This is a genomic window from Nitrospira sp. ND1 (assembly GCF_900170025.1).
Lineage (GTDB): Bacteria > Nitrospirota > Nitrospiria > Nitrospirales > Nitrospiraceae > Nitrospira_A.
In genome coordinates, this window is the sequence record NZ_FWEX01000006.1 from 67,662 (window position 1) to 88,630 (window position 20,969).

Annotated in this window: 19 protein-coding genes and 1 tRNA gene; 14 read left to right on the top strand and 6 right to left on the bottom strand. The window is 58.8% G+C overall.

Annotated features, from left to right (window positions below; genetic code table 11):
* Positions 1-65 precede the first annotated feature (65 nt).
* A complete protein-coding gene (locus NSND_RS04900) occupies positions 66-1,097 on the bottom strand; it encodes a hypothetical protein (RefSeq protein WP_080877925.1) in 1,032 nt (343 codons plus the stop codon).
* A 508-nt stretch (positions 1,098-1,605) separates the two neighbouring features.
* Here NSND_RS04900 and NSND_RS21170 point away from each other — a divergent pair.
* From NSND_RS21170 to NSND_RS04970, 14 genes are all read left to right on the top strand, one after another.
* Complete coding sequence (locus NSND_RS21170) at positions 1,606-2,781, top strand: BACON domain-containing protein (protein WP_080877926.1); 1,176 nt, start codon at positions 1,606-1,608, stop codon at positions 2,779-2,781.
* 118 nt (positions 2,782-2,899) lie between these two features.
* A tRNA-Arg gene (locus NSND_RS04910) sits at positions 2,900-2,975 on the top strand.
* 788 nt (positions 2,976-3,763) lie between these two features.
* Positions 3,764-4,090: a YtxH domain-containing protein gene (locus NSND_RS04915; protein WP_080877927.1), complete on the top strand. Its 327-nt coding sequence runs from the start codon at positions 3,764-3,766 to the stop codon at positions 4,088-4,090.
* 70 nt (positions 4,091-4,160) lie between these two features.
* Positions 4,161-4,475, top strand: coding sequence for a BON domain-containing protein (locus tag NSND_RS04920; RefSeq protein WP_080877928.1), 315 nt, complete (start codon positions 4,161-4,163; stop codon positions 4,473-4,475).
* Positions 4,476-4,765: 290 nt separating this feature from the next.
* On the top strand, positions 4,766-6,241 hold the full coding sequence (locus tag NSND_RS04925; RefSeq protein ID WP_080877929.1) for a DUF4403 family protein: 1,476 nt from the start codon (positions 4,766-4,768) through the stop codon (positions 6,239-6,241).
* Between the two features lie 176 nt (positions 6,242-6,417).
* Positions 6,418-6,816 carry a hemerythrin domain-containing protein gene (locus NSND_RS04930; protein WP_080877930.1) on the top strand — a complete coding sequence of 133 codons (399 nt, stop codon included), beginning with the start codon at positions 6,418-6,420 and terminating at the stop codon, positions 6,814-6,816.
* A 108-nt stretch (positions 6,817-6,924) separates the two neighbouring features.
* Positions 6,925-8,028, top strand: a complete 1,104-nt coding sequence (locus NSND_RS04935; protein WP_080877931.1) for a Gfo/Idh/MocA family protein — start codon at positions 6,925-6,927, stop codon at positions 8,026-8,028.
* A 141-nt stretch (positions 8,029-8,169) separates the two neighbouring features.
* Positions 8,170-8,520 carry a hypothetical protein gene (locus tag NSND_RS04940; RefSeq protein WP_080877932.1) on the top strand — a complete coding sequence of 117 codons (351 nt, stop codon included), beginning with the start codon at positions 8,170-8,172 and terminating at the stop codon, positions 8,518-8,520.
* A gap of 19 nt (positions 8,521-8,539) precedes the next feature.
* Positions 8,540-8,947, top strand: a complete 408-nt coding sequence (locus tag NSND_RS04945; protein WP_080877933.1) for a phage holin family protein — start codon at positions 8,540-8,542, stop codon at positions 8,945-8,947.
* Entirely contained in the window at positions 8,911-9,633 is a 723-nt protein-coding gene (locus NSND_RS04950; RefSeq protein WP_080877934.1) for a hypothetical protein, read from the top strand. Before NSND_RS04945 ends, NSND_RS04950 begins: the two co-directional genes overlap by 37 nt.
* A gap of 133 nt (positions 9,634-9,766) precedes the next feature.
* A complete protein-coding gene (locus NSND_RS04955; RefSeq protein WP_159450639.1) occupies positions 9,767-10,696 on the top strand; it encodes a YihY/virulence factor BrkB family protein in 930 nt (309 codons plus the stop codon).
* A 35-nt stretch (positions 10,697-10,731) separates the two neighbouring features.
* Positions 10,732-11,931 carry an AI-2E family transporter gene (locus NSND_RS04960; protein ID WP_080877936.1) on the top strand — a complete coding sequence of 400 codons (1,200 nt, stop codon included), beginning with the start codon at positions 10,732-10,734 and terminating at the stop codon, positions 11,929-11,931.
* Positions 11,928-13,682 carry a thiamine pyrophosphate-dependent enzyme gene (locus NSND_RS04965; protein ID WP_200810502.1) on the top strand — a complete coding sequence of 585 codons (1,755 nt, stop codon included), beginning with the start codon at positions 11,928-11,930 and terminating at the stop codon, positions 13,680-13,682. The genes NSND_RS04960 and NSND_RS04965 overlap by 4 nt, the downstream gene beginning before the upstream one ends.
* A gap of 42 nt (positions 13,683-13,724) precedes the next feature.
* Positions 13,725-14,096 carry a sensory rhodopsin transducer gene (locus NSND_RS04970; RefSeq protein ID WP_080877937.1) on the top strand — a complete coding sequence of 124 codons (372 nt, stop codon included), beginning with the start codon at positions 13,725-13,727 and terminating at the stop codon, positions 14,094-14,096.
* A gap of 36 nt (positions 14,097-14,132) precedes the next feature.
* On the opposite strand, the gene NSND_RS21625 is transcribed toward NSND_RS04970, so the two are convergent.
* The 5 genes from NSND_RS21625 to NSND_RS04995 form a co-directional block, all read right to left on the bottom strand.
* Positions 14,133-14,393 carry a hypothetical protein gene (locus tag NSND_RS21625; protein WP_080877938.1) on the bottom strand — a complete coding sequence of 87 codons (261 nt, stop codon included), beginning with the start codon at positions 14,391-14,393 and terminating at the stop codon, positions 14,133-14,135.
* Positions 14,394-14,541: 148 nt separating this feature from the next.
* Positions 14,542-17,154: a DNA ligase D gene (ligD, locus tag NSND_RS04980; protein ID WP_080877939.1), complete on the bottom strand. Its 2,613-nt coding sequence runs from the start codon at positions 17,152-17,154 to the stop codon at positions 14,542-14,544.
* Between the two features lie 33 nt (positions 17,155-17,187).
* A complete protein-coding gene (locus NSND_RS04985) occupies positions 17,188-17,955 on the bottom strand; it encodes a Slp family lipoprotein (RefSeq protein ID WP_080877940.1) in 768 nt (255 codons plus the stop codon).
* Entirely contained in the window at positions 17,912-18,544 is a 633-nt protein-coding gene (locus NSND_RS04990; protein ID WP_080877941.1) for an outer membrane protein, read from the bottom strand. The genes NSND_RS04985 and NSND_RS04990 overlap by 44 nt, the downstream gene beginning before the upstream one ends.
* Positions 18,545-18,929: 385 nt before the next feature.
* Positions 18,930-20,969, bottom strand: a complete 2,040-nt coding sequence (locus tag NSND_RS04995; RefSeq protein WP_080877942.1) for an amylo-alpha-1,6-glucosidase — start codon at positions 20,967-20,969, stop codon at positions 18,930-18,932.

The window sequence follows — 20,969 nt, forward strand, 5'->3', positions numbered from 1 at the left end:
CGCCGATAGGCCTGTCGCAGCTGCGAATCCGCGATTGCAGCAGGAGCGCTCATGAATAATGCGGGCTAGAACGAATAGGTCAGCCCGATGGTGGGGCCGTGCCGGAGAGTTTGAAACTGGTTCAGGGAGGCGGTAGCCGACGAGCCGTCGGAGCCGTACAGCTTCCACTGATCACCGACGAGCACGCGGTTCCAGAACACGCGATACCCGCCGGTCAGGTAGAGCCGGTCCCAGATCCTAATTCGCAGATTGATATCCGAATTGGTACCCAGGCCCAGGCCCGTCATTCTGAAGCTCGGATCCTGTGCGAGATCGGTTCTGAGGTGATGCACATCTTCATTGTTCAAATAGGACAAGAGCATCGCTATTTTGGCCTCAATGCTGATGCGCTTATCGACCCGATATTCGACCTCACCGCCGAACCGGCCTGATACCCAGGTAGACGTGTTGGTAATCACCGTCTGGTTACGGAACCCGACCGTACCGGCAGGCGAACAACGAAAATCCTGGTTCGGAGAGGATGCCGTGGTGCATTCGGCTTGTGTGACCCCGTTTGCCACATGCCGCTCCCGCCAGTACTGCAACCCCACAAACATCCCGAGGGTGCCTTTGTTTTCGGGAAAGGTGAACGTCGTCGCACCGATATCCCCGTTCAGATACCAGAGATTGTCTCCCCCGATGTCACTGAAGGTGCGCGAGAACCGATGTTCTCCGCTGACGGTCGCGCCCTGAGCCGCAGCCCCTTGTGCGCTGAGAAAGTCGTCATCTGTCAGCCGGCCTCCGCCGATCGAGCCGTACCCGAAGGCGCCGCGGAAAAAGATTTTGTTCTTCAACTGCACTCGACCGCTGATTTCGGTCACATTGGTGCCGGTATCCTTATACTTGAGTTTGGAACTTGGATTTCCAAGGTTGGCATCCAGGCCTGAGGCGTTGTGGCTCCAGACCGTCTCACCCTGGCTGAACCATTCGGACAGGCCGATGTCGACACGGGCGATAGAGGAGGACTGGGCAGGAGCAACCTCCGCCGCAGCAGGAAGCGCGCCGAAACCGGCCAGGCACGCGCACACCGCACACATGAGACGTCGTAGCGAGAACATGTCGTGGCCCCCTCTGCCACCGGCTCCGCATCGATATCAACGGACTACGTAACCCCTCGGAAACGGCGCGCCCACAGATACCCTACCTACCGAACATGGTCAACAACTTTCTCACACCTCATGCCCATAGGACCGTATGGCCACCCGCAAACGTCTCTGGTGCATACCTAGGGAATCTCTCTACATCGTGAACGGCAAGGCTGTCGGTTTTGTACAGACAGGTGCCGACACCCTACAGTGGTCATCGCCCTCATCCACTTTTTTCTACCAGATGTCTTCCTACGAGTCCTACGGGAAGCAAGTGAAATTTTTACTTGCCTATTCCGTCTTCTTCCGTTAGGGTCGGCACTGATAGTAATCCTGACGGGATTCTCACCGAACTCCGCTGAGCGATTCCCGACAAATAATTCAGAAGAACGCCGAAGCGATTTGTTGTGGCACGACTGTTGCTCACCAACGACCGTTTCCTTTTTTCTTTTCGGGAATATCACCTAAGGGAGTACTGACTATGAGGTTGCACGACACCACAGTGAACCAGCATCCACCCCGGCTCGTCGGACGACGCGCGAAGGGATTGCTTACGGCCTTGATGCTGACTCTGTGGTTCTGCGACTTCGGCACGGGAGGATCGGCACTCGCGCAGAACATCCAATTTACACCGGGCGCACTGTCCTTGACCGTCGCCAAGGGAGGAACGGTCAGCGGCACCCTCAGCCTGAAAAAATCGGATACGGCGCAACACACCTACTTCATCAGCGCCAACCAATCCTGGATCTGGCTGAATCCCCCCTACGGCAGTACCCAAACCATCAGCACAGAAACGGACGTCCTCACAGTCACGGTGAATACTGCCGCCATGGGACTTGCGGCCGGAACCTATTCGGGCACGATTTATATCGGACAGGCCGGACCCGGCGTGTCTACGACCTGGCGGATCCCGGTGACCACCACCGTGACTGCAACCGGCACGACACCGCCGCCTCCCCCGCCAGCGACCACGCCACCACCGCCGCCCTCGACGACGCCGCCCCCTCCGCCGCCGCCGACCGGCTCATTGACGCCCATGCTCCAGGCCTTCCCGTCTGCACTCTCGCTCAGCACAGCGAAGGGAAACACCGTGTCCGGAATCTTTAATTTGCAGAAATCGAGCACCCAACAAAGCACGTATAGCATCAGTGCGAACCAATCCTGGACGGCCCTCAATCCGCCCTATGGCAGCACGCAGACCATCACAACCGAAATTGACCCCATCACGGTGACGGTCAATACCTCTGCCATGAACATTGGGACCTATTCAGGTGTCGTCTATATCGTCGAAAGCGGCCCCAACGGGTCACAAACCTTGCGCATCCCGGTGTCGCTCTCCGTACTCGCGAGTGGCACGACTCCCCCGCCGCCTCCGCCTTCGCCGACCGGAAGCACGACGCCGCCACCGCCTTCTGGTACGGCAACCGGCACGGTGACGGTCACCTGGACCGCGAACAGTGAGGCGGACCTCAGAGGCTATCGGGTCTACGTCGGCACAAGATCCGGCGTTCGTTCTCAGTCGTTCGATGTCGGCAACGTCACCTCGACACGCCTGACATTGCCGCTGGGATCGACCTATTGGTTTTCCGTAGCCGCCTACGACTCAAGCGGCAACGAAAGTTCCCCCTCCGGAGAAATCAGCAGGAGTCTCTTCTAAAAAATATGTATGCTCGACAGACTTGACCGTTCTTCCCTCAAGCCTGTATAACGGGCGCTGCTCCTTTGAGCCCGCTCCGAAGGGACCGCTCTTCGAACGGGCTCAATAAATAGAATACGCGCCCGTAGCTCAATGGATAGAGCATCTGACTACGGATCAGAAGGCTACAGGTTCAAGTCCTGTCGGGCGCACCACAATCCCGCCCCACGTTCAAACCACCCACCATCTCATTCGCTGCGCTTGATCACTTCCGTTGTGTTTCAGCAGCTCTCCATCGCGCACTTTGCCGACCTCCGTGCGTGATATTCTAGCCCGGATTATTCATGAATGCCGTCGCAAGGCGTTCGAGACGGAAGTCCGCCGAGGCTGCTAGCACGTGAGGCCGACGCAGGCGTACTTGCAGTCCGTCGAGAAGGCCGAACGAGAACAGCCTCGCTGGGCGAGAGGATCGGACGCCGGAGCAGGTATTCATGAATAGTCCGGGCTGGAACACTTTGTATCGAACCCTCGCGGAGTCCCTGGTTCAGGGGCGCTCGGTGCAACACCCCTACCATGCATGATAGTCTGTTTCTCAGACATGCCGGTTGAAAATTCTGATCGCGCGCTTTAATAGGCCAAACCGTCGAATCCACACCGTTTCATTTTCCCTCGTCCCCTGCTCAGTATTGCCACGAATTTTCCGCGCCTGAGTTTCAGACATACCGTTACCGAACAGCTCAGCTCAATTGCCTATTTCCACTCCCTCATCACGCGATGCCACCCATGCCCGCATAACTCGCCGTCACGCATAGTCAATGCAATTTCACGCGTTCAAGCGCTGCGCATCGCTCAACTAGGGCCATGCCTAGTGGGAGGTTCGCGGCATCCTGTTACTGTGTAGTCAAGCAGAGGGATCGGGCGACGAACCGCTTGACCGCTGCTCCCCTGCTTAGCTTGAGATCAGGCAATCCAACATCATCGTCAATCCTAAGGAGGTCAGCAGATGCATACAGAAGAGTCTTCCAACTGGTCGGCATTTATGGCAGGCGCATTCATCGGTGCGGGGATCGCACTACTTTTGGCGCCCCAGTCCGGCACGGAGCTTCGCTCCACCCTGCGCGACTATGCATCCAAGGCCAAGGATGAACTGGACGAGGCTACCGAACAGGGTCGGGCCGCTTGGGATCACGCCGTGGATCGCGGGCAGGAATATGTCGAGGGTGGAAAGCAAACGCTGCGAAACGCCGGACGGGCTGCCCGGGAATTCGTGGATGAGACCGTCCAGACCGCCGAGAAAACCGTGGGCGAGGCGGCCTCCCGGCGCGCGTAGTATTCGTACGACATGGTCTGAGCGCATACGGATATACACCTGGACGAAATTCTGAAAAGGAGTACCGATAATGATCGCACATCTGACACGTTTCGTTTTTGCTGTGACGATGCTCTCGCTGGTCGGCTGCCAGTCCACGACCGGCAAGACCGCGGGACAAACCATCGATGACGCCACCATCACGGCTTCGGTGCAATCCAAACTGTCCTCCGATCGCTTGTCGAATTTTTCCCGTATCGACGTGGATACGGAACGCGGGGTGGTCACTCTGAACGGTGTCGTCACATCCACCGAACAGAAAATGCGGGTAGCGGAACTGACACGTGGAGTGACCGGCGTGAGGACCGTGAACAACAACCTGCAAATTCAACCGCAACCACAGTGAGAAGAAGCAAGCCACTGGCGCGCACAGGATGTGGGGATTCGCGGAGACGTCAGGCAGGTCTCTACCTCTCACCTCTGAGGCTGCATGCAATCTCACAATCGACGGGAGCCTCGTGAGGGTCCAGGCAGGATCTCGTCAGTTCGTGGTGTCATCGGTGGTCGAAAGAGCGGGAGTGCACAGATAACGCGTGACACACCGTGAGTGCCAGCCCTCTGTACGCCTCGCACGCAGGCCTGGCCACATCCGCTTCTTGGGTGGCTGCGGTCACGCATGGATTAAGGAGGTTCAATATGGGTCGATATACACAACCTGTTCTACCGGCGCTCTGCGCAGTCCTGCTGCTCGGTAATGCCTGCAGCCATTCCATCCCGCAGTCAACATCCAAACCGGTTCCCCCTCCGATCACCAGCGCGGTTCCTTCCTTCGCAGCGATGGCGAAGGAGGAGTCACGGGCTCCGCTCTCGCAGATGCCCTTCCAGGTTAAGACCGATCTGACGCCGATTCAGACGGCCATTCGAGATGCCATTCCGGAACGCATCACGGAGGCGGGGCATCCGCTCGGTCAAGAATTCCGTTGGACCTTTGTCAGGAGCAGCAATACACAGGTACATATCCAGGACGGCCTCGTCGCGATTCATGCCGAATATAAAGGAGAGATCGAATCGCGCAGCAGTTCACGGGCCTGTCGCCTGGATCCTGTTTTTGCCACACTGGACGTCACGGGCAAACTCGCCCTGCTGCAAGAAAGCGAATCGGTCTCGTTCGGCTTCGACCCCACTCATCTCGCGGTGAGAACCAAACCGGAGAGCGACGCGCGCTGCAACATGTTCAACGTCCCGGTGACCGATCAGGCTCCCGACTTGCTCGGACTGCCTGAAATCAAGATCGCCCTGACGGACGCCGTCCATGCCGACGCGTTTGCGATTCCATTGCAACGGCTCTGGGATGATCTCGACGGTCCCCTGTCCCTCTCGATGGCGACACTGAACACCCATGCCTGCCTCTACGGCAATCCGAGAGAAATGATTCTCGGACAACAGAAGGGTACGACACAGGAGACGGTGATTCTGGGCTCGGCAAAACAAATGCCCTTCATCACCTATGAGCCGACCTGTGCGGAGGCTGCTCCCACGGTCGCCCTCGTCAATTCTGGCCCTCTGTCGGCTGTTAATAAGCCCTACACGATGCTGGCCCGAGTCCCATTTTCTTATCAGCAGCTCTCGCACCAACTGCAGAGCAAGCTGTTCCACCAGACGGTGGTGCTCGATTCCACGGCCTCAGACAGGGCCGTCATTGAACAGGTCTCCGCCGCGGACGCCAGTGGGCGCGTCCTGGTGACGGTCGAACTCAGCGGCGATCTCAAAGGTACGATCTACTATTGGGGAACGCCACGCCTGGATGACGGGGGACGGAGCCTCTCCGTGCCGGACCTCCAAATGGCCAATGAGTCGAAATCCGCCATCGACTCCATTCGTATCGGCTATTGGCAACTGGTGGATCGGGAACTCAATCAGAAACTCCGGCAGGCTATGGCGGTCGACATCTCTGCGCAAGTCGATCGATTGAAGCAAACACTGACTGGAACACACCGGTCGGGAGGCGTCACGATGGATATCCTTGTGACACGGCAGATGCCCGACCAGGTCCGCTCTTCGCCGCAGGGCCTGACGGTCATCATTTTGCTGGAAGGGACCGCCAACGCCACCGGCCAGGTCACACTGGAGGGACAAAGGACCAGGGCGTTGCTCCCGCGGGAAAGCCGCTGACTCGCACCACAGGGAGAGGAGGCGTCCAACGACGCTTCCTCTCCGCACTCCGAATGTCGCCGCTCACCGTGGCGTCGATGATTAGGGTCCTGCCCAGTGCGCACGCGAACGATTGACTGATACGGCGGCGTTGAGACTCACGAACGACCACGCGTCACTCATTGGGAGGCAGCCCCATGGCGAATACACCGACGATTTCGAACACCGACGGCGCAGTCAAGCTGGTACGCGACGACCATCGTCATATTCTGGCCCTTTTCCAGCTGTACCGTGCCACACCGGCAGACTCCCGACAATCGTACGTCGAGCAGATCCTGCAACGATTGTCAGACCATTTCCACATGGAAGAGCGGTTGACTGAGGACGTTCGGCATCACGGCAACGAAGGCCGTATCCTCGTGGAACAACTCCTCGTGGAACATGAGGAGATCAAGGCAATGATAGACGAGTTACAACAGGCTGAAAACGATGACGACGAATCGTTGGATGCATTCTTTGAAGACATGATGCAGACCGTCCGTGCCCATTTCATCGCGGAGGAGCGCGATCTCTTTCCTCTATTGAACAAGGGATAGCACCACGCCCATCGGTAGCAGCACATCCGGAATGCTACACAGGATGACGGGTCGAACGACGGATGAGGACATCCCCTTCCCCGGGAGGGAGAAATGGAGTGGCACCGAATGAGTCTTTCACCACTGCGTTTTGCGGTCGTCGGTCTTGGACATATTTCCCAGGTTGCCGTGCTTCCCGCCTTCGCGCATGCAAAATCCTCGGCACGGCTGACCGCGCTGGTATCGGACGACCCCCTGAAGCGTCGCCTCCTCGGCCGACAATACGGGATCGCCCACACCTATGCCTACAAAGACTACGAACAGTGTTTGCGAAGCGGCGAGATTGATGCCGTGTACATTGCCCTGCCGAACAGTCTCCATCGCGAATACGCCGTGCGGGCAGCTCGTGCCGGCATACATATCCTGTGTGAAAAGCCCCTTGCCGTGACGGCCGCCGATTGCCGGAAGATGGTCCGGGCCGCCGAGCGGTATCGCGTCAAACTGATGGTCGCGTATCGTCTGCATTTCGAGGCCTGTAATCTTCAGACCATTGCCCTGCTGCAGTCCGGGCGCTTAGGTGAGCCGAGGCTCTTTCATTCAGTCTTCACCCAACAGGTTCGCCCCGGCGACATCCGTTTAAGCCAGAGGTTGGGCGGGGGGCCGCTGTATGATATCGGCATCTATTGCATCAACGCGGCACGATACCTCTTCCGCGATGAACCGACGGAAGTCACTGCCTTGGTCGGTCGCGGCCATGACCGCCGATTCCAAAAGGTCGAAGAATCGGCCGGCGCAATCCTTCGCTTTCCTCACGATCGCCTGGCGACATTGACCTGCAGCTTCGGCGCGACCGATGCCGCCATGTATGAAATCGTCGGCACAAAAGGCCGGGTGCGTGTGGAGCCGGCCTACGAATACCTGGGAAGCTTGAAAGCTTCCATCACCGTAAACGGGAAGACACGCGTCCGCACGTTCAGACCGGGGGATCAGTTCGCCCCCCAACTCATCTACTTTGCCTCCTGCGTACAAGACAATCGCCAACCGGAACCGAATGGGCTTGAGGGCCTGCTCGATGTGCAAATTATCGAAGCCCTGCATCGTTCCGCCCGGCAAGGCCGTAGCGTCCCGCTCCGACTATCGACGAAACAGGTGCGTCCCGACGTCCGGCTGCAGATGCACCGACCGCCGGTCGTCAAACCCAAACAGGTTCGTGCGACTTCCCCCACCCTCTGAGGGCACATGTCGGGGATGGAGTCATGCCTCCACCGGCGCGACTAGGGCTTTGCCCAGTTCATGCGCGGAACGCAGACCGTTACCTTGAGCATGCCGATGACACCGAGCCACAACCGTAATTGAGGATGAAGGAGAGTCCCGATGGACCAGGAGAAGAGCACTCTCGAACACACCGCCGAACAGATGAAGGCAACCGTTCATGACGCCGTGAGCGACACGATGGCTGCCGCCGATCGAACGACCAAACGCGCTGGTGAGGCGCTGGAATCCACGGCCGACCGACTGCGTGAACGGCTTCCACAAGATGGTGCAGCCGGTGCCGCAGCGGATGCCGTCTCTCGAGGCGTGAAACAAACCTCCCGCATGCTCCAACAACAGGGGGTGAGCGGCATCGTCGAAGATCTCGAAATCCTCATGCGGCGTTACCCGCTCCAAACCCTCCTCGTTGGACTTGGGTGCGGGTACCTGCTCGCTCGCACGCGGCCTGAATAGTGAAGGAAGGGCTTCGGACATGGACAATCCACATCCAATTTCAATCGGCGCGCTCGTATCGGGACTCATGTCCGACTTCCGCTGCCTCCTGCGACAGGAGATGGAACTGGCACGTCACGAAATGGAGCACGAACGGCACAAGCTCAGCTCGATCATGATACAAAGCGGAATCGGTCTTCTTCTGGGAATGATAGCGATCCTCTTTCTGCTACTGATGGTGGTCCATCTACTCGTGACCTACACAAACCTTCCGCTCTGGGCCTGTTTCGGCATTGTGGGGTTCATCTCGGCACTTGGAACCGGCGGGCTGCTCTATAGGGTGGCTAGGATAGGCGCGGGTCTCCGCCTCTGGCCATTTCGCACCTTTCACTCACTGAAGGAAGATATCCGATGGATCAAAGAACGAGTGCTATCGACCAGGACTTGAAAGACATTGCACAGACGAGAATCGCCATCGCTGAAAAGTGGGATGCGCTGGAGCAACAGATCACACACCGAGTGGAGGACGTGACGATGACGTGTTCAGACATGTTGAATCGAGCCACCGACAACATCGGTGCGTTCGTGAACAAAACCAAAGCGGTTGTGGATCCGGTCCATCGAATCGACCGGCATCCCTGGCTGATGTTAGGCGGTGCTCTTTGCGCAGGGTATGCCATCGGTTTGATTGAACAGGGGAACAGACATCAACGCCGTGGAGTGTATCCACACTACCCACCGGGTGTGCGCGGCCCCCGGGTCATGCCGGCTCCGGCTCAACGAAACGCCGAGTCCAGGCAGTCGGAAGGCGTGTATGACTACTATCCTCACGAATCGCAATCCTCGTTCAGAGGAACCGGAGGCAATGGCTCAAACCTTTGGAGTTCTCTGTCGCGCGAATTCGGCCCTGATACAGAAGAAGCCAAGCACATGGTGCTACAGGTCGGGCGCACGCTGCTGTTTGAATTGGCTCGCAAGGCCATGCCTGAAATCGCTCGCACGTTGGGTGTGAGTCTCTCAGCCCTCACGCCGAAGGACGAGCACCCCTTACGGACGCAGCCCTCATCGAACAAGGGAGCCGACGGCGGGAATCGCCGGAGCAACGATGCCCAACAGCCTACTCAGGCGACCTGATCTTAGGCTCCCTACTGGGAAGAACTGGACACTCATCACTCCTCCCATGACCTGCTCACGGAGCAGCATAAAATGTATGCGCAGTCCCGCTGGACGACGGCGGCAGGCCCTCAATGGAAATGGAGATAGATCCGTGCCTACCTCGCTCACCGGTTCCTCGCCCGGCTCGAATCCCTGGAAACTGGGCGGTCTAGGGTGGAAGGCATTGGTCCGCCGTTTGTGGCGGGAAAGTCTGCACGATGACATTCTCGGACGCGCCGCGCAGTTGGCGTACTACTTTCTGCTGGCCCTCTTTCCGGCACTCTTGTTTCTCACGGCATTGATAGGTCTATTTCCTCTGAAACAGACCATGCCCGAGTTGATGCAATATCTCCGGACCGTCCTCCCTGCCGATGCCCTCTCCCTGTTGGAGAAATATCTGGAAAACGTGATGCAGGGCAGCAGTGGCGACATCCTGTCCCTTGGACTGTTAGGCGCCCTCTGGGCCTCCTCCAGCGGCGTGACGGCGATCATGGAGGCGCTCAACGTGGTCTATGGAGCCAAGGAAACCAGGCCGTATTGGAAGGTGAGGCTGGTTGCCTCGTTGCTCACGATCGGCCTCGCGGGGTTCATTATCGTTTCCATCACGCTGATTCTCTATGGCGCCCGCATCGGCGAATGGATCGCCGATATCGTCGGGCTCGGATGGCTCTTCCTCATCACCTGGAACATTGCGCAATGGCCGGTCGCCGTCACGCTGATGCTCCTGGCCCTCGCAATTATTTACTACGTCTGCCCAGACGTGAAGCAGGACTGGCGTTGGGTCACGCCAGGATCTGTCTGCGCGGGGTCGCTCTGGCTCCTGGTGTCCCTGGCGTTTAAGGCCTACGTCGAGCATTTCGGAAACTACAATGCCGCCTATGGCTCCATCGCAGGGGTGATCGTCTTAATGTTATGGCTCTATCTCACCGGGGTGGTGATCCTGCTCGGAGGAGAAATCAATGCCCAGATTCAACAGGCCGCCTCATCGCTCCGCATCCGGCAGGAAAAGGCGCCACAAACTGTCCCGGCCCCTGCGAATTGAATTGAACGGCTCACACATTATGGACACGATGTTCTATGACGCCCGTCTATCCTGACCCGCTGATAAAACAAGAGGTGCCTTTGCCACCGGGAGAACAGGTCTCCCCTGCTCCTGCGGATCGGCATTTGTGGCAGATCACACCGATCAAAGACATGATGTGGTTGGGTGGGATTCTGTTCTGCCTCTGGTTCGGCTACTATCTGCGCGGCGTGTTTACGCCGGTCATCATCGCCCTGTTGTTGGCATACCTCTTCAACCCGCTGATCAGGCGAGCGAAAGACCGCTGGCACATTCCCCGCCCCGTCACGATTTCCTGCATTCTTTTCGTTTCAGCCGTGGTGATCCTCGGACTGATCACATGGCTGGGCCCGCTCCTGGCGGAGCAGGTGCAGTCGTTTGCCGAACGGGTCCCGTCGTATATCCAAAGCATTGCCCAGCGCTACCATGTCCGCCTGGGTGACTTCTCTGAGCACCTCTCGGGGCTTGCCACGAGCCTCAAGGACGATCCACTTTCAATCCTGAGACCGGTCTTCTCCGGAACCGGCCAGGCCTTTGGTGTGCTGGGGACCGTTATCGGCACCACAACCGACGTCGTCCTGGCATTCATCCTGATCCCGATTTATTTCTTTTTCTTTGCCTGGCACTTCGACGGCACGCTTGATCAAATCAAACGATACATCCCGACGACCTATCGATCACGAGTGCGTCACATCGTGCGACGCATGGATGATGCGGTCAGCGGATTCTTTCGCGGCCGCCTGGCGATCGCCCTCGGGTCGGCAGTCCTGTACTCACTCGCCTGGGCCTTCACCGGTATACGCTATTGGTTTCTTCTCGGTTTGATCACGGGCATCTTGACGATCATTCCCTATGCCTCACTGATCGGCTGGCCGCTTGCCATTGCCCTGAAATACCTGGACGTCCTCTCGTCCAATGCGGGCGGATTCGATCTGATGACGATCGTCATCTGGCCTTCTCTCGCCTACCTCCTGGTGCAGTTCATCGAGAGCTGGCTCCTCACCCCCTGGGTACAAAGTCAGTCGATGGACATGAATGCCGTCACGGTCTTGATCGTGGTCTTCATCGGCGGGGCCTTGGGCGGCTTCTACGGACTGCTGCTCGCCATTCCCATAGCGGCCTGCTTGAAGATCCTGGCGCAGGAACTGGTTCTTCCGCGGCTGGCCCGCACGGCCATTTTATCCGGGCCGCTCGACGAACAGAGGAGGGCGAGATGATGAGCAGCACCGTCGCGGACCTGTTAATCGACCGTTTGATCGCCTGGGGAGTCGACACGGTCTTCAGCCTGCCCGGTGACGGGATCAACGGCATCTATGAAGCCCTCCGCACCCGGCACGATCGCATCAGACTCGTCCAGGTGCGCCATGAAGAGTCGGCCGCCCTGGCTGCCTGCGGATATGCCAAGTTCACACGCCGATTAGGCGTCTGTCTGGCCACGTCGGGTCCGGGCGGCATTCACTTGCTGAATGGATTGTATGACGCGAAGAGCGACGGTCAACCGGTGTTGGCGATTACCGGGCACACCTTCCACGACTTGATCGGGACGCACTATCAACAGGACGTGAGCCTGGACAAACTGTTCAGCGATGTCGCCCTGTATAGCGAACGGGTCATGGGGCCAACGCATGTCCGCAACGTCGTCGATGAGGCCATCAAGACCGCCATCTCCCGTCGCACCGTGGCGCACATCACTATTCCGAAAGATATTCAGGATTGGAGCGCACAAGAGGAGGGCTCCAAGGCCAACATCCCGGGACACAGCGGAGATCGTTACAGCGATCCCTTGCCGCTCCCCTCGCAATCGCTGATTGAGCGGGCCGCCGCCGTCATCAATGCCGGGTCGAAGCCCGCCATCCTGGCAGGACGCGGCAGCCTGGGTGCGAAATCTGAAATTCTCGAACTCGCAGAGCTACTCGGGGCACCGATTGTGAAGCCGCTGCTGGGGAAAGCCGTCGTGCCGGACGATCATCCCTTGACCACCGGAGGAATCGGCCTGCTCGGCACCGCGCCCTCACAGGAAGTCCTCGAAACGTGCGACACCCTGATCATCGCCGGCAGCAGTTTCCCTTATCTGGAGTTTTATCCGAAACCCGGTCAAGCCAGGGCCGTTCAAATCGACCTCGATGCGAGCCGCATCGGCCTTCGATATCCGGTGGAGGTGGGATTGGTCGGACATTGCTGGGATGTCCTCCGCGCACTGCTTCCACTCGTGACGCACAGATCCGACCGCACATTCTTGACGGACGCTCAGGGGCGGATGGCGCAATGGAACACGTTGATGGAGGAGCGAGGCAGCCGCATGGACATGCCATTGAAGCCTCAGGTCGTGGTTCGCGCCGTCAACGAGTTCCTTGCCGACGACGCCATCGTCTGTTGTGATACCGGCACCGTCACCACCTGGGTCGCGCGACACATCAAGATGAAAGACCAAATGGAGTTTTCGGCCTCCGGGACACTGGCCACGATGGGCAACGGACTGCCTTACAGTTTGGGAGCCGGCATCGCACACCCCGGGAGACAAATCGTCTGCATCGCGGGCGACGGGGGATTCACCATGTTGATGGGCGAACTGGCGACGCTGGTGAAATACGCGCTGCCGGTCAAAATTATCGTCCTGAAGAACAATGTACTGGGCATGATCAAATGGGAACAGCTGGCGTTTGAGGGAAACCCGCAATACGGGGTCGACCTGCAGCCGATCGACTTTGCCGGCTTTGCGAGGGCTTGTGGCGCAACCGGCTTCACGGTCGAAGATCCCCGCCAGGTTCAGGACGTGCTGCGACAGGCGTTTTCGACACCGGGCCCGGTCGTCGTGGAAGCGGTGATCGACCCACTGGAAGCGCCGCTACCGGGAAAAATCACCACCGACCAGGCCTGGCAGTTTGCCAAGGCGTTAGCCCGTGGGCAGGACGACCGCTGGGAGATTATCAAGACCCTGGTGACCGGGAAAATCAGGGAAGTGGTCTAACAATACCCACGGCGACGGAGCGGGCTAGCAAGGAGGATCGAGATGGAAGCAATCGGTCGCAGACGATGGGCAATTGCAGAAGGATACCTGCCCGCCGGGAGTCATGGGCCGGCGCCGCAGATGACGAGTCATGAAACGGTCTGCATTCTCAACACGTCCGACCAGCACGCCGACGTCCGGATCACGATCTTCTACGCGGACCGGGAACCGGTTGGTCCCTATCTGGTCGCGGTTCCTGCCCGACGCACCAGACACGTTCGATTCAACGATCTGAAAGACCCCGCACCCATTCCAACGGATACGGATTATGCCAGCGTCATTGAGTCGAATGTGCGCATCGTCGTCCAGCATACCCGGCTCGACTCACGCCAGGCAGAGAACGCATTGTTCAGCACGATGGCGTTCCCCGCCTGATTCGCTGTTACCGTCCCGCTCGCTCCGTTTTTATCCTCACGCCGCTCGTACCACTTCCTGCGGCCTTTCCTGCGGCAGGTGTCGGTTTCGCAGGATCACCTCGTCGACGATGTCGCCGCATTGAATGCAACGCATGGCCCAGAACCAGTAGCCGCCGAGACTCTCGCCGATGTCCATACAACGCTCGCCGATCATCAAGCCTCCGCACCGTTCGCAGCAGGACGATGAACCTCGGACAGATTCGGCGGTCTGCCTGCTTCTATTGATGAGTGGGATGGTCATGCTGGTGGAGTTCATACGGCTCTCCTTTCATTGTGATCATTGACGGGATCGGCGGGCGCTCCCACCGTTTGTCATGCTCACCAATATCAGTCTGCCCTGAATCACTCCACTAGCACTCCCCCCAGGTCCCGGTTGAAAGCACCCTGGCCACGATCCTCATGCACTAGGTGAGTCTAAGCCGCATTGTTTTCGTGAGTCGTTGTTTCGTCGCACCGTACTCTGCCCACGGGTCTTTGGACAGTCGGCGGAGTCGATCCGGCAGATTGACGAGCGTGAAACTGTCGGACCGCAGGTCGATCGAGAGTTCGTCCCATGCCAGCGGCACTGACACCGGCGCGCCCGGCCTGGCGCGCGTGGAATAAGCGGCCACGGCCGTCGCGCCCTGCGCATTGCGCAGGTAATCGACATAGATCTTTCCCTGGCGCTTGGCCTTCGACATGGTGGCCACGAACCGTTCGGGAATCAGGCGTTCGAGATGTTCCGCGAGAGATTTTGAGAACGTCTTGACCTCATCCCAGGTGTGCACGCGCTGCAACGGCACGACGACATGCAGACCTTTCCCGCCCGTGGTTTTGACGAAGGAGGTCAGATTCAATTCGCGCAACAACGTACGAAGTAGTTGGGCTCCTTCGATGACGGACGACCAGTCCACAGCGGGACCAGGATCCAGGTCGAGGATCATCCGGTCGGGACGATCCAGTTTATCCCGCTTCGCCCCCCAGGTATGAATCTCCAGCACACCGATCTGAACCAGTCCCAGCAACGCCTCGAGCGAGTGGGCGATCGTATAGCAGGCACTCCCTTGATCTGCAGGAACCTCCACTCTTCCGATCACATCAGGCATCTGATCATTCGCATGTTTCTGATAAAAACAATCTTTTTGATACCCTTCAGGACAACGCACGAGCGTCAACGGACGGTCCTTCACGTGCGGAAGGATCCAATCGCGGACGGCCTCATAGTACCTGGCGAGCGCCAGCTTGGTGACGGCTTGCTCCGGAAACAGCACGCGGTCCGGATGACTCAGGGTTACTCCCCCGACCACGGTCGCTTGAGCAGATGAAGCCCTTTTTGAATCCCCTTGAGCGGCGCGGTTCTTTCGCCCAGTTCTCTTCGTGCGATCGTTCGGTTGTCCGGGCTTCTCACTCGAAGCGTTCTCCGATGTGCGCTCGGCAACGACGGAACCAGCGTCTTTGTCCTCACGCAAGCCTTGGAAGGAGGCGTGCCGCAATTGACCTTCATTGGTCCACTCGGCAAATGCGACTTCGGCGACCAGCGTCGGCTTCACCCAATGCACTCCCGCAGCCTGACTCCCGCCCGGTGGATTCACGAAAGGTGATTTCGTTCGTTGTAATCGTTTCAAGCGAGCGTGCAGTTCCGCAAGGGAACGGTTTGAAAAGCCCGTCCCGGTTCGTCCGGCATATCGCAATCGACCATTCTCATCGAACACACCCAGCAGCAACGCACCGAACACGGTCCGCGATCCGGAGGGATCGGTGAATCCGCCGATGACGAATTCCTGCCGCCGGCCACATTTGACCTTCACCCAATTGCGATTTCGCCCTGCGAGATAGGAGGCGTCGGCGCGTTTGGCAATCAGTCCCTCCATACCGCTTCGACAGGCCTCGGCAAAGGCCACCTCGCCCTGCCCGGCGATGTGGGCGCTATATCGAATCAGCGTGGACTGTGAGTTATCTTGAAGGAGAGCTGACAGGAGACGTTTGCGCTCAATCAGGGGGATCGGCCGCAGATCGTACCCATCGAGATAGAGCAGATCGAAGACGACATAGACCAGGTGACTGTCGGTATGCGCCTCGAAGGCATTTTGTAACCATTGAAAGCTGACCCGCCCATCCGGAAGCAACGCGACTACTTCACCGTCAAGCCAGGCGCTGTTGACCCGGAGGTCTACCGCCGCTGCAGCGACATGGGGCAGCTTTGCGGTCCAGTCATGGCCGTTTCTGGTCAACAAGGTTGCTGTGCCGTCTTTCACCCGACAGAGCATTCGATAGCCGTCATACTTGAGTTCGTGCACCCATTCCGGCCCTTCAGGAGAAGTCGAGACCAGCGTCGCCAGCTGCGGAGCCATCCATCGCGCTAGCGAGGCTTTTCGAGCTCCCGGAGCAGGAGCTCTTTTGATAGGACGATGCACGGACCCGGCGGGACTCCTTTTCCCCGATGGTCGCTTCGACTGCCACACGGCATGTCCTCCGGCGGCAATCTGCTCCAGATTTCTTCCGCTCGCCACACTCTCCCCCAGGGTCTGCGTAATGTCGCCCCCTTTCCCGCGCTGCGCCTCTTCATCATCCTCTTTGATGAGGAGCCAATTTTCCTTACCCCCTTCCTTTCGACCACCCATGCGCACCAGATTCCAGATGCCATGCAACTTTTCCCCGTGCAGGCTGAACGTGAGGCGTCCACGGCGATAACTGGAACCGGGGTCACCGATCGGCTCCCAGTAGCCCCGGTCCCAAAGCAGCACCGTGCCGCCACCATACTGTTTCTCGGGAATGACCCCCTCGAACCCGGCATACTCCAGCGGATGATCCTCCACATGCACAGCCAGGCGCTTTTGCGCCGGATCCAGACTCGGCCCTTTCGGAACCGCCCAACTTTTCAGTGTGCCATTCAGTTCGAGACGAAAATCATAGTGGAGACGGGAAGCGGCATGCTTTTGGATGACGAACCGCAGTCGACCGTCAGGCGGGACGTTCTTACCCCGAGGCTCCGGCGTCCTCTGGAAGTTTCGCTTCTTCCAATATTGCTGAAGCCCCATGGGATTCCTCCGCCTGATGACGGCCCCTCCAGCTCATTTCTTGAACTGTGGCGGCGCAGATGCGGGTGGTGGCCCGCTGGGGGCGGATGAACCGCTGCCGATCCCGTAGAACGGTCCATAGTAGGGATACCCATATCCGTACCCAGGATAACCGCCATACCAACCTCCCAATCCTCCGTATGGCCCCCAGTAGGAATAGGGGTAGGCATACATGGAGCGCCCATAGGGATAGGCGTAGGGTGCGGACCGTATTTGTGGATTGACTTCATCCCAATCCACCAGATGTTTGATCTCAAGCACCGGATAGGTGTACTCCCCTTCATCCATCGCTCGCGTCACGGCAGGTCCCACCTCACCGACGATCGTCACCGGTGTGCCGGCATCGACGACCGCAGGATCCAAAAACTCTCCGCTCTTGACCGCCAGAAATCGGCCCTGGGACCTCGTGCGATCGTTGGTCGGCACCGCGCCGGAGCCGGTAGGAATTTGCAGTACCTCAATCTCGGTGCGATCCTTCACTCGCCTGCTCTTGAGCACGATGCCGCTGACCATGATGGTATTGCCTTGATAGGCGGATGGATTGGCTTTCAATGCGGCGAACGAGACTGACGGGTCGACTTGTTGCTGCACGTGGTCCGGCAAGATTCGATCGAGCAGATCTCGGCCTGATTGGTGAGCGCTTTGGGCACAGCCGGTCGCGAGCGATAACAGCATAGCCGCCACGCCGGCCAGAAGATGCGGCCAGACCGGTCGGTTTCTAGAAATGGTAGGACAGGCCGGTGACCAGGATGTGCGCATCATAATCTCCGTTAAACCCACCCGCCGGTCCGAATGCCTGGTTGAACTCGAAGGTGGACTGATTATATTTGTACTCGGTATACACCGCCACGTAAGGGGTGATGAAGGCTCTCATTCCCAGCAGCACGTTCACCGCCGAAGACACGTCGGTATTCCCACGCGTCGTCGCCGAATCTCCGATGCGCGCAATCGCCGCGCCGGCGCCGATCCCAGCATAGGGCTGAAACGTCACCCCTGGGTAACGCACCAGCAAATTCACCCCCACATTCGTGACCCGCATATGAATTCCGGGCACATCATCCAGATTCTTGATGTGCGGCGTGCTATGGAAGGCGTCGAGTTCCACTCCGAACCAGCCGTTACCGGGAAACGTCCCCACTTTTCCCCCGTAGAGAAACGAATTCTGAAGATCGAAATCCGGCGCACGAAATCCGCTTAGATCGCCGGTCCCGCGAATGTCGCTGAGCCGGTCGGCCAGGTTCGCGCCGAACTGGCCCGCCACATACCATTCTGCGAAAGCCGAATGAGGGTGTAGCATGCCCGCCGCAAACCACAAAAAGCTCACCGCCACTATATTGCCTAACCGCGTCATAGATCGTGGTCTCTCTGGATTTATCGGGCTTGAGCTCAATCGAGACAGGCGCAGAAGCCGACTGTACCGGTACGGAACAGCAAGTGGTAGCTGGCGTTTATCCTAGCCGCGGCGTTTTTCCTATCCGACTTCAGAGGTGCATGAGGTGCGAAACGGGACGGGCCGGAGAAACGGAGGCTCTCTTCAAATCGGGTCCAAGCATGAACGAACGACGACGAAGGGCTCATCGCATGAGAAACGCCTGGATGGCAAGATGAAAAGAGTGAGGTCATTCCGTTGCCTCGCGGGCGATAGTAGGGTCCGCGCCGATGTTGATAGTGCCATCCCGATGTGCCGATGCGCACATGGGGCAGGTGTCGGCCCGGCCCACGGGAGATCCAGGTGTTCATTGAGGCTCCAGGGCCTGTTTCGTTTTTCTGCAGACCCGCAAAAGCTCTGCGACGCTCCAGGCTTGGGCGATGCACCCGCGTGGATGGTAGGGAGGTTCCGCATCGAAAATCTCGCTCACCGTGCCGATGCCGTTCTCCAGCAAATGGGAGTGAAAACCTTCCAACATCTCTCGTGACTTCGGCGCATCCTTGTAGACCTTCAACCAGGCGTCGATAAAGGGTCCGATCAGCCACGCCCAGACCGTTCCCTGATGATAGGCGGCATCTCTGGCGCGAAGGTCTCCGAAGTAGATCGGCTTGTAGTCGCGATGGTCGCGCGAGAGACTGCGCAGCCCGACCGGCGTCAGCAACTTGTGTTCGACGGCATCCACTACCGAGCGCCATCGCGATTCGTCGAGGATCGGGTGCTGTAGGGCAATCGCGAGAATCTGATTCGGGCGAAAACTGGGATCATCGCCCTGCTCGCCGTCGATGACATCGAGCAAATAGCCACCCTCCTGGCGCCAGAACCTCTCATTGAACGATTGCCGCGCCCTGGTCGCCATCAGCGCCCACTCGCTCGTCTCCTCCCCGGCCATCTCCCCCCACTCCACCATGCACCGGAGCGCGTTATACCAAAGAGCTTGAATTTCGACCGGCTTGCCGCGCCGAGGGGTCACGACCCACCCGTCCACCTTCGCATCCATCCAGGTGAGCTGATATCCCTCCGCGCCCGCCCGCAAGAGCCCATCGTGCCGATCCACGCCGATACCGAAATGGGTGCCGTTGTGATGATGTTCGATGACGGATTTCAAAACGGTCCGCAGGGCCAGCAGAGTCTCGCTGTCGCCGGTCACCCGGTGATACCGGTCCAGCGCGTGAAAATACCAGAGCGTCGCATCCACCGTATGGTAGAGCGCCTTCCGCTGTCCCTCAGGGAACAAATTGGGCAGGAGTCCGTCCTGCATATAGTTGGCGAAGGTGCGAAGAATCGACCGCGCTTCTCGGTATCGGCCGGTACAGAGCGTGAGTCCGTCTAAACTGATCATCGTGTCGCGTCCCCAGTCGGTGAACCAATGATAGCCGGCGATCACCGTTCGCGCTTCATCGCCTGACGCTCGTGCAAGCGCTTGCTCTTCCATGCGCGAACCCGGGAGGACGATAAACTGGTCTGCCGCAAGCGTCAGCCATCGTTCAATATCATGCTGACTTGCATCCGGCAGCTGTGCCACCAACTTATTGAGCCGTTGCGCTTCCGCGTCAAAAATCGCTTCGGGAGTGAACTCGAGGTGTTCCCACGGCTCCGTGCTGGACACAAACGCGATGGGCAGACCCGGCATCAGGTCCGCGCTGAAGTAGCCGGGACTTGCGAGGCTTTCGACATGTTCAGCCCCGCGATCGCGGTCCACTCGATAGGACACACCTGGACTCAACAGCGGGTCGGCCACAAAGACTCCAGCGTGAGGCCGCAGGCACATTTTGAGCGACGGGGCATTTTCGCACAGAGACATTTCGTAACGCCCGTCGAGCACCGTGAGCGGAAAGGGAGGCTTCCTCGCGTCATGGAGCGGCGCATCCAGCATGCGAAAGGTCACGAACGGGCGGAGATGCAACCGGACCGAATCACCCTCCAGCAACCGGTATTCCACATAGACCGAGTTGTGACCGTACGGCATGATGACGCGCTTTTCCAGCTGCCTGCCCTTGAATGAGCAGCGCCAGACAGGAGTTTGCCACTCACGGGTGAACGCACTGATCACCTTTGTCAGGTCGCTCTCCAAGCGCCCATCTTCAAACTCGATGCCGCTGAGGAGCACGGACTCTCCCTCCACCACGACTTCTTCGTCCAGGCGGGGAATCATGACTGTCCGCCCCCAAGGCGAGGGAAGATCGGGCACGAACATCCCGTGGTAACGGCGAGTCGGGGCGCCGAGCAATGTCCCGGAGGCATAGCCGCCGAGACCATTCGTCACCAGCCATTCTCTGGAGAGCAAGGCATCGCTGTCCTGAAGCTGCTCCAGCGGCACAGAGAGAGTCATATTATCGACTTGCACCAT

Coding starts and splice junctions, on each gene's coding strand:
- NSND_RS04990 (WP_080877941.1), bottom strand. CDS start 18,544: ATGACGCGGTTAGGCAATATAGTGGCGGTGAGCTTTTTGTGGTTTGCG.
- NSND_RS21170 (WP_080877926.1), top strand. CDS start 1,606: ATGAGGTTGCACGACACCACAGTGAACCAGCATCCACCCCGGCTCGTC.
- NSND_RS04965 (WP_200810502.1), top strand. CDS start 11,928: ATGATGAGCAGCACCGTCGCGGACCTGTTAATCGACCGTTTGATCGCC.
- NSND_RS04995 (WP_080877942.1), bottom strand. CDS start 20,969: ATGGTGCAAGTCGATAATATGACTCTCTCTGTGCCGCTGGAGCAGCTT.
- NSND_RS04900 (WP_080877925.1), bottom strand. CDS start 1,097: ATGTTCTCGCTACGACGTCTCATGTGTGCGGTGTGCGCGTGCCTGGCC.
- NSND_RS04930 (WP_080877930.1), top strand. CDS start 6,418: ATGGCGAATACACCGACGATTTCGAACACCGACGGCGCAGTCAAGCTG.
- NSND_RS04985 (WP_080877940.1), bottom strand. CDS start 17,955: ATGATGCGCACATCCTGGTCACCGGCCTGTCCTACCATTTCTAGAAAC.
- NSND_RS04960 (WP_080877936.1), top strand. CDS start 10,732: ATGACGCCCGTCTATCCTGACCCGCTGATAAAACAAGAGGTGCCTTTG.
- NSND_RS04970 (WP_080877937.1), top strand. CDS start 13,725: ATGGAAGCAATCGGTCGCAGACGATGGGCAATTGCAGAAGGATACCTG.
- NSND_RS04940 (WP_080877932.1), top strand. CDS start 8,170: ATGGACCAGGAGAAGAGCACTCTCGAACACACCGCCGAACAGATGAAG.
- NSND_RS04920 (WP_080877928.1), top strand. CDS start 4,161: ATGATCGCACATCTGACACGTTTCGTTTTTGCTGTGACGATGCTCTCG.
- NSND_RS04945 (WP_080877933.1), top strand. CDS start 8,540: ATGGACAATCCACATCCAATTTCAATCGGCGCGCTCGTATCGGGACTC.
- NSND_RS04915 (WP_080877927.1), top strand. CDS start 3,764: ATGCATACAGAAGAGTCTTCCAACTGGTCGGCATTTATGGCAGGCGCA.
- NSND_RS04950 (WP_080877934.1), top strand. CDS start 8,911: ATGGATCAAAGAACGAGTGCTATCGACCAGGACTTGAAAGACATTGCA.
- ligD (WP_080877939.1), bottom strand. CDS start 17,154: ATGGGGCTTCAGCAATATTGGAAGAAGCGAAACTTCCAGAGGACGCCG.
- NSND_RS21625 (WP_080877938.1), bottom strand. CDS start 14,393: ATGAACTCCACCAGCATGACCATCCCACTCATCAATAGAAGCAGGCAG.
- NSND_RS04925 (WP_080877929.1), top strand. CDS start 4,766: ATGGGTCGATATACACAACCTGTTCTACCGGCGCTCTGCGCAGTCCTG.
- NSND_RS04935 (WP_080877931.1), top strand. CDS start 6,925: ATGAGTCTTTCACCACTGCGTTTTGCGGTCGTCGGTCTTGGACATATT.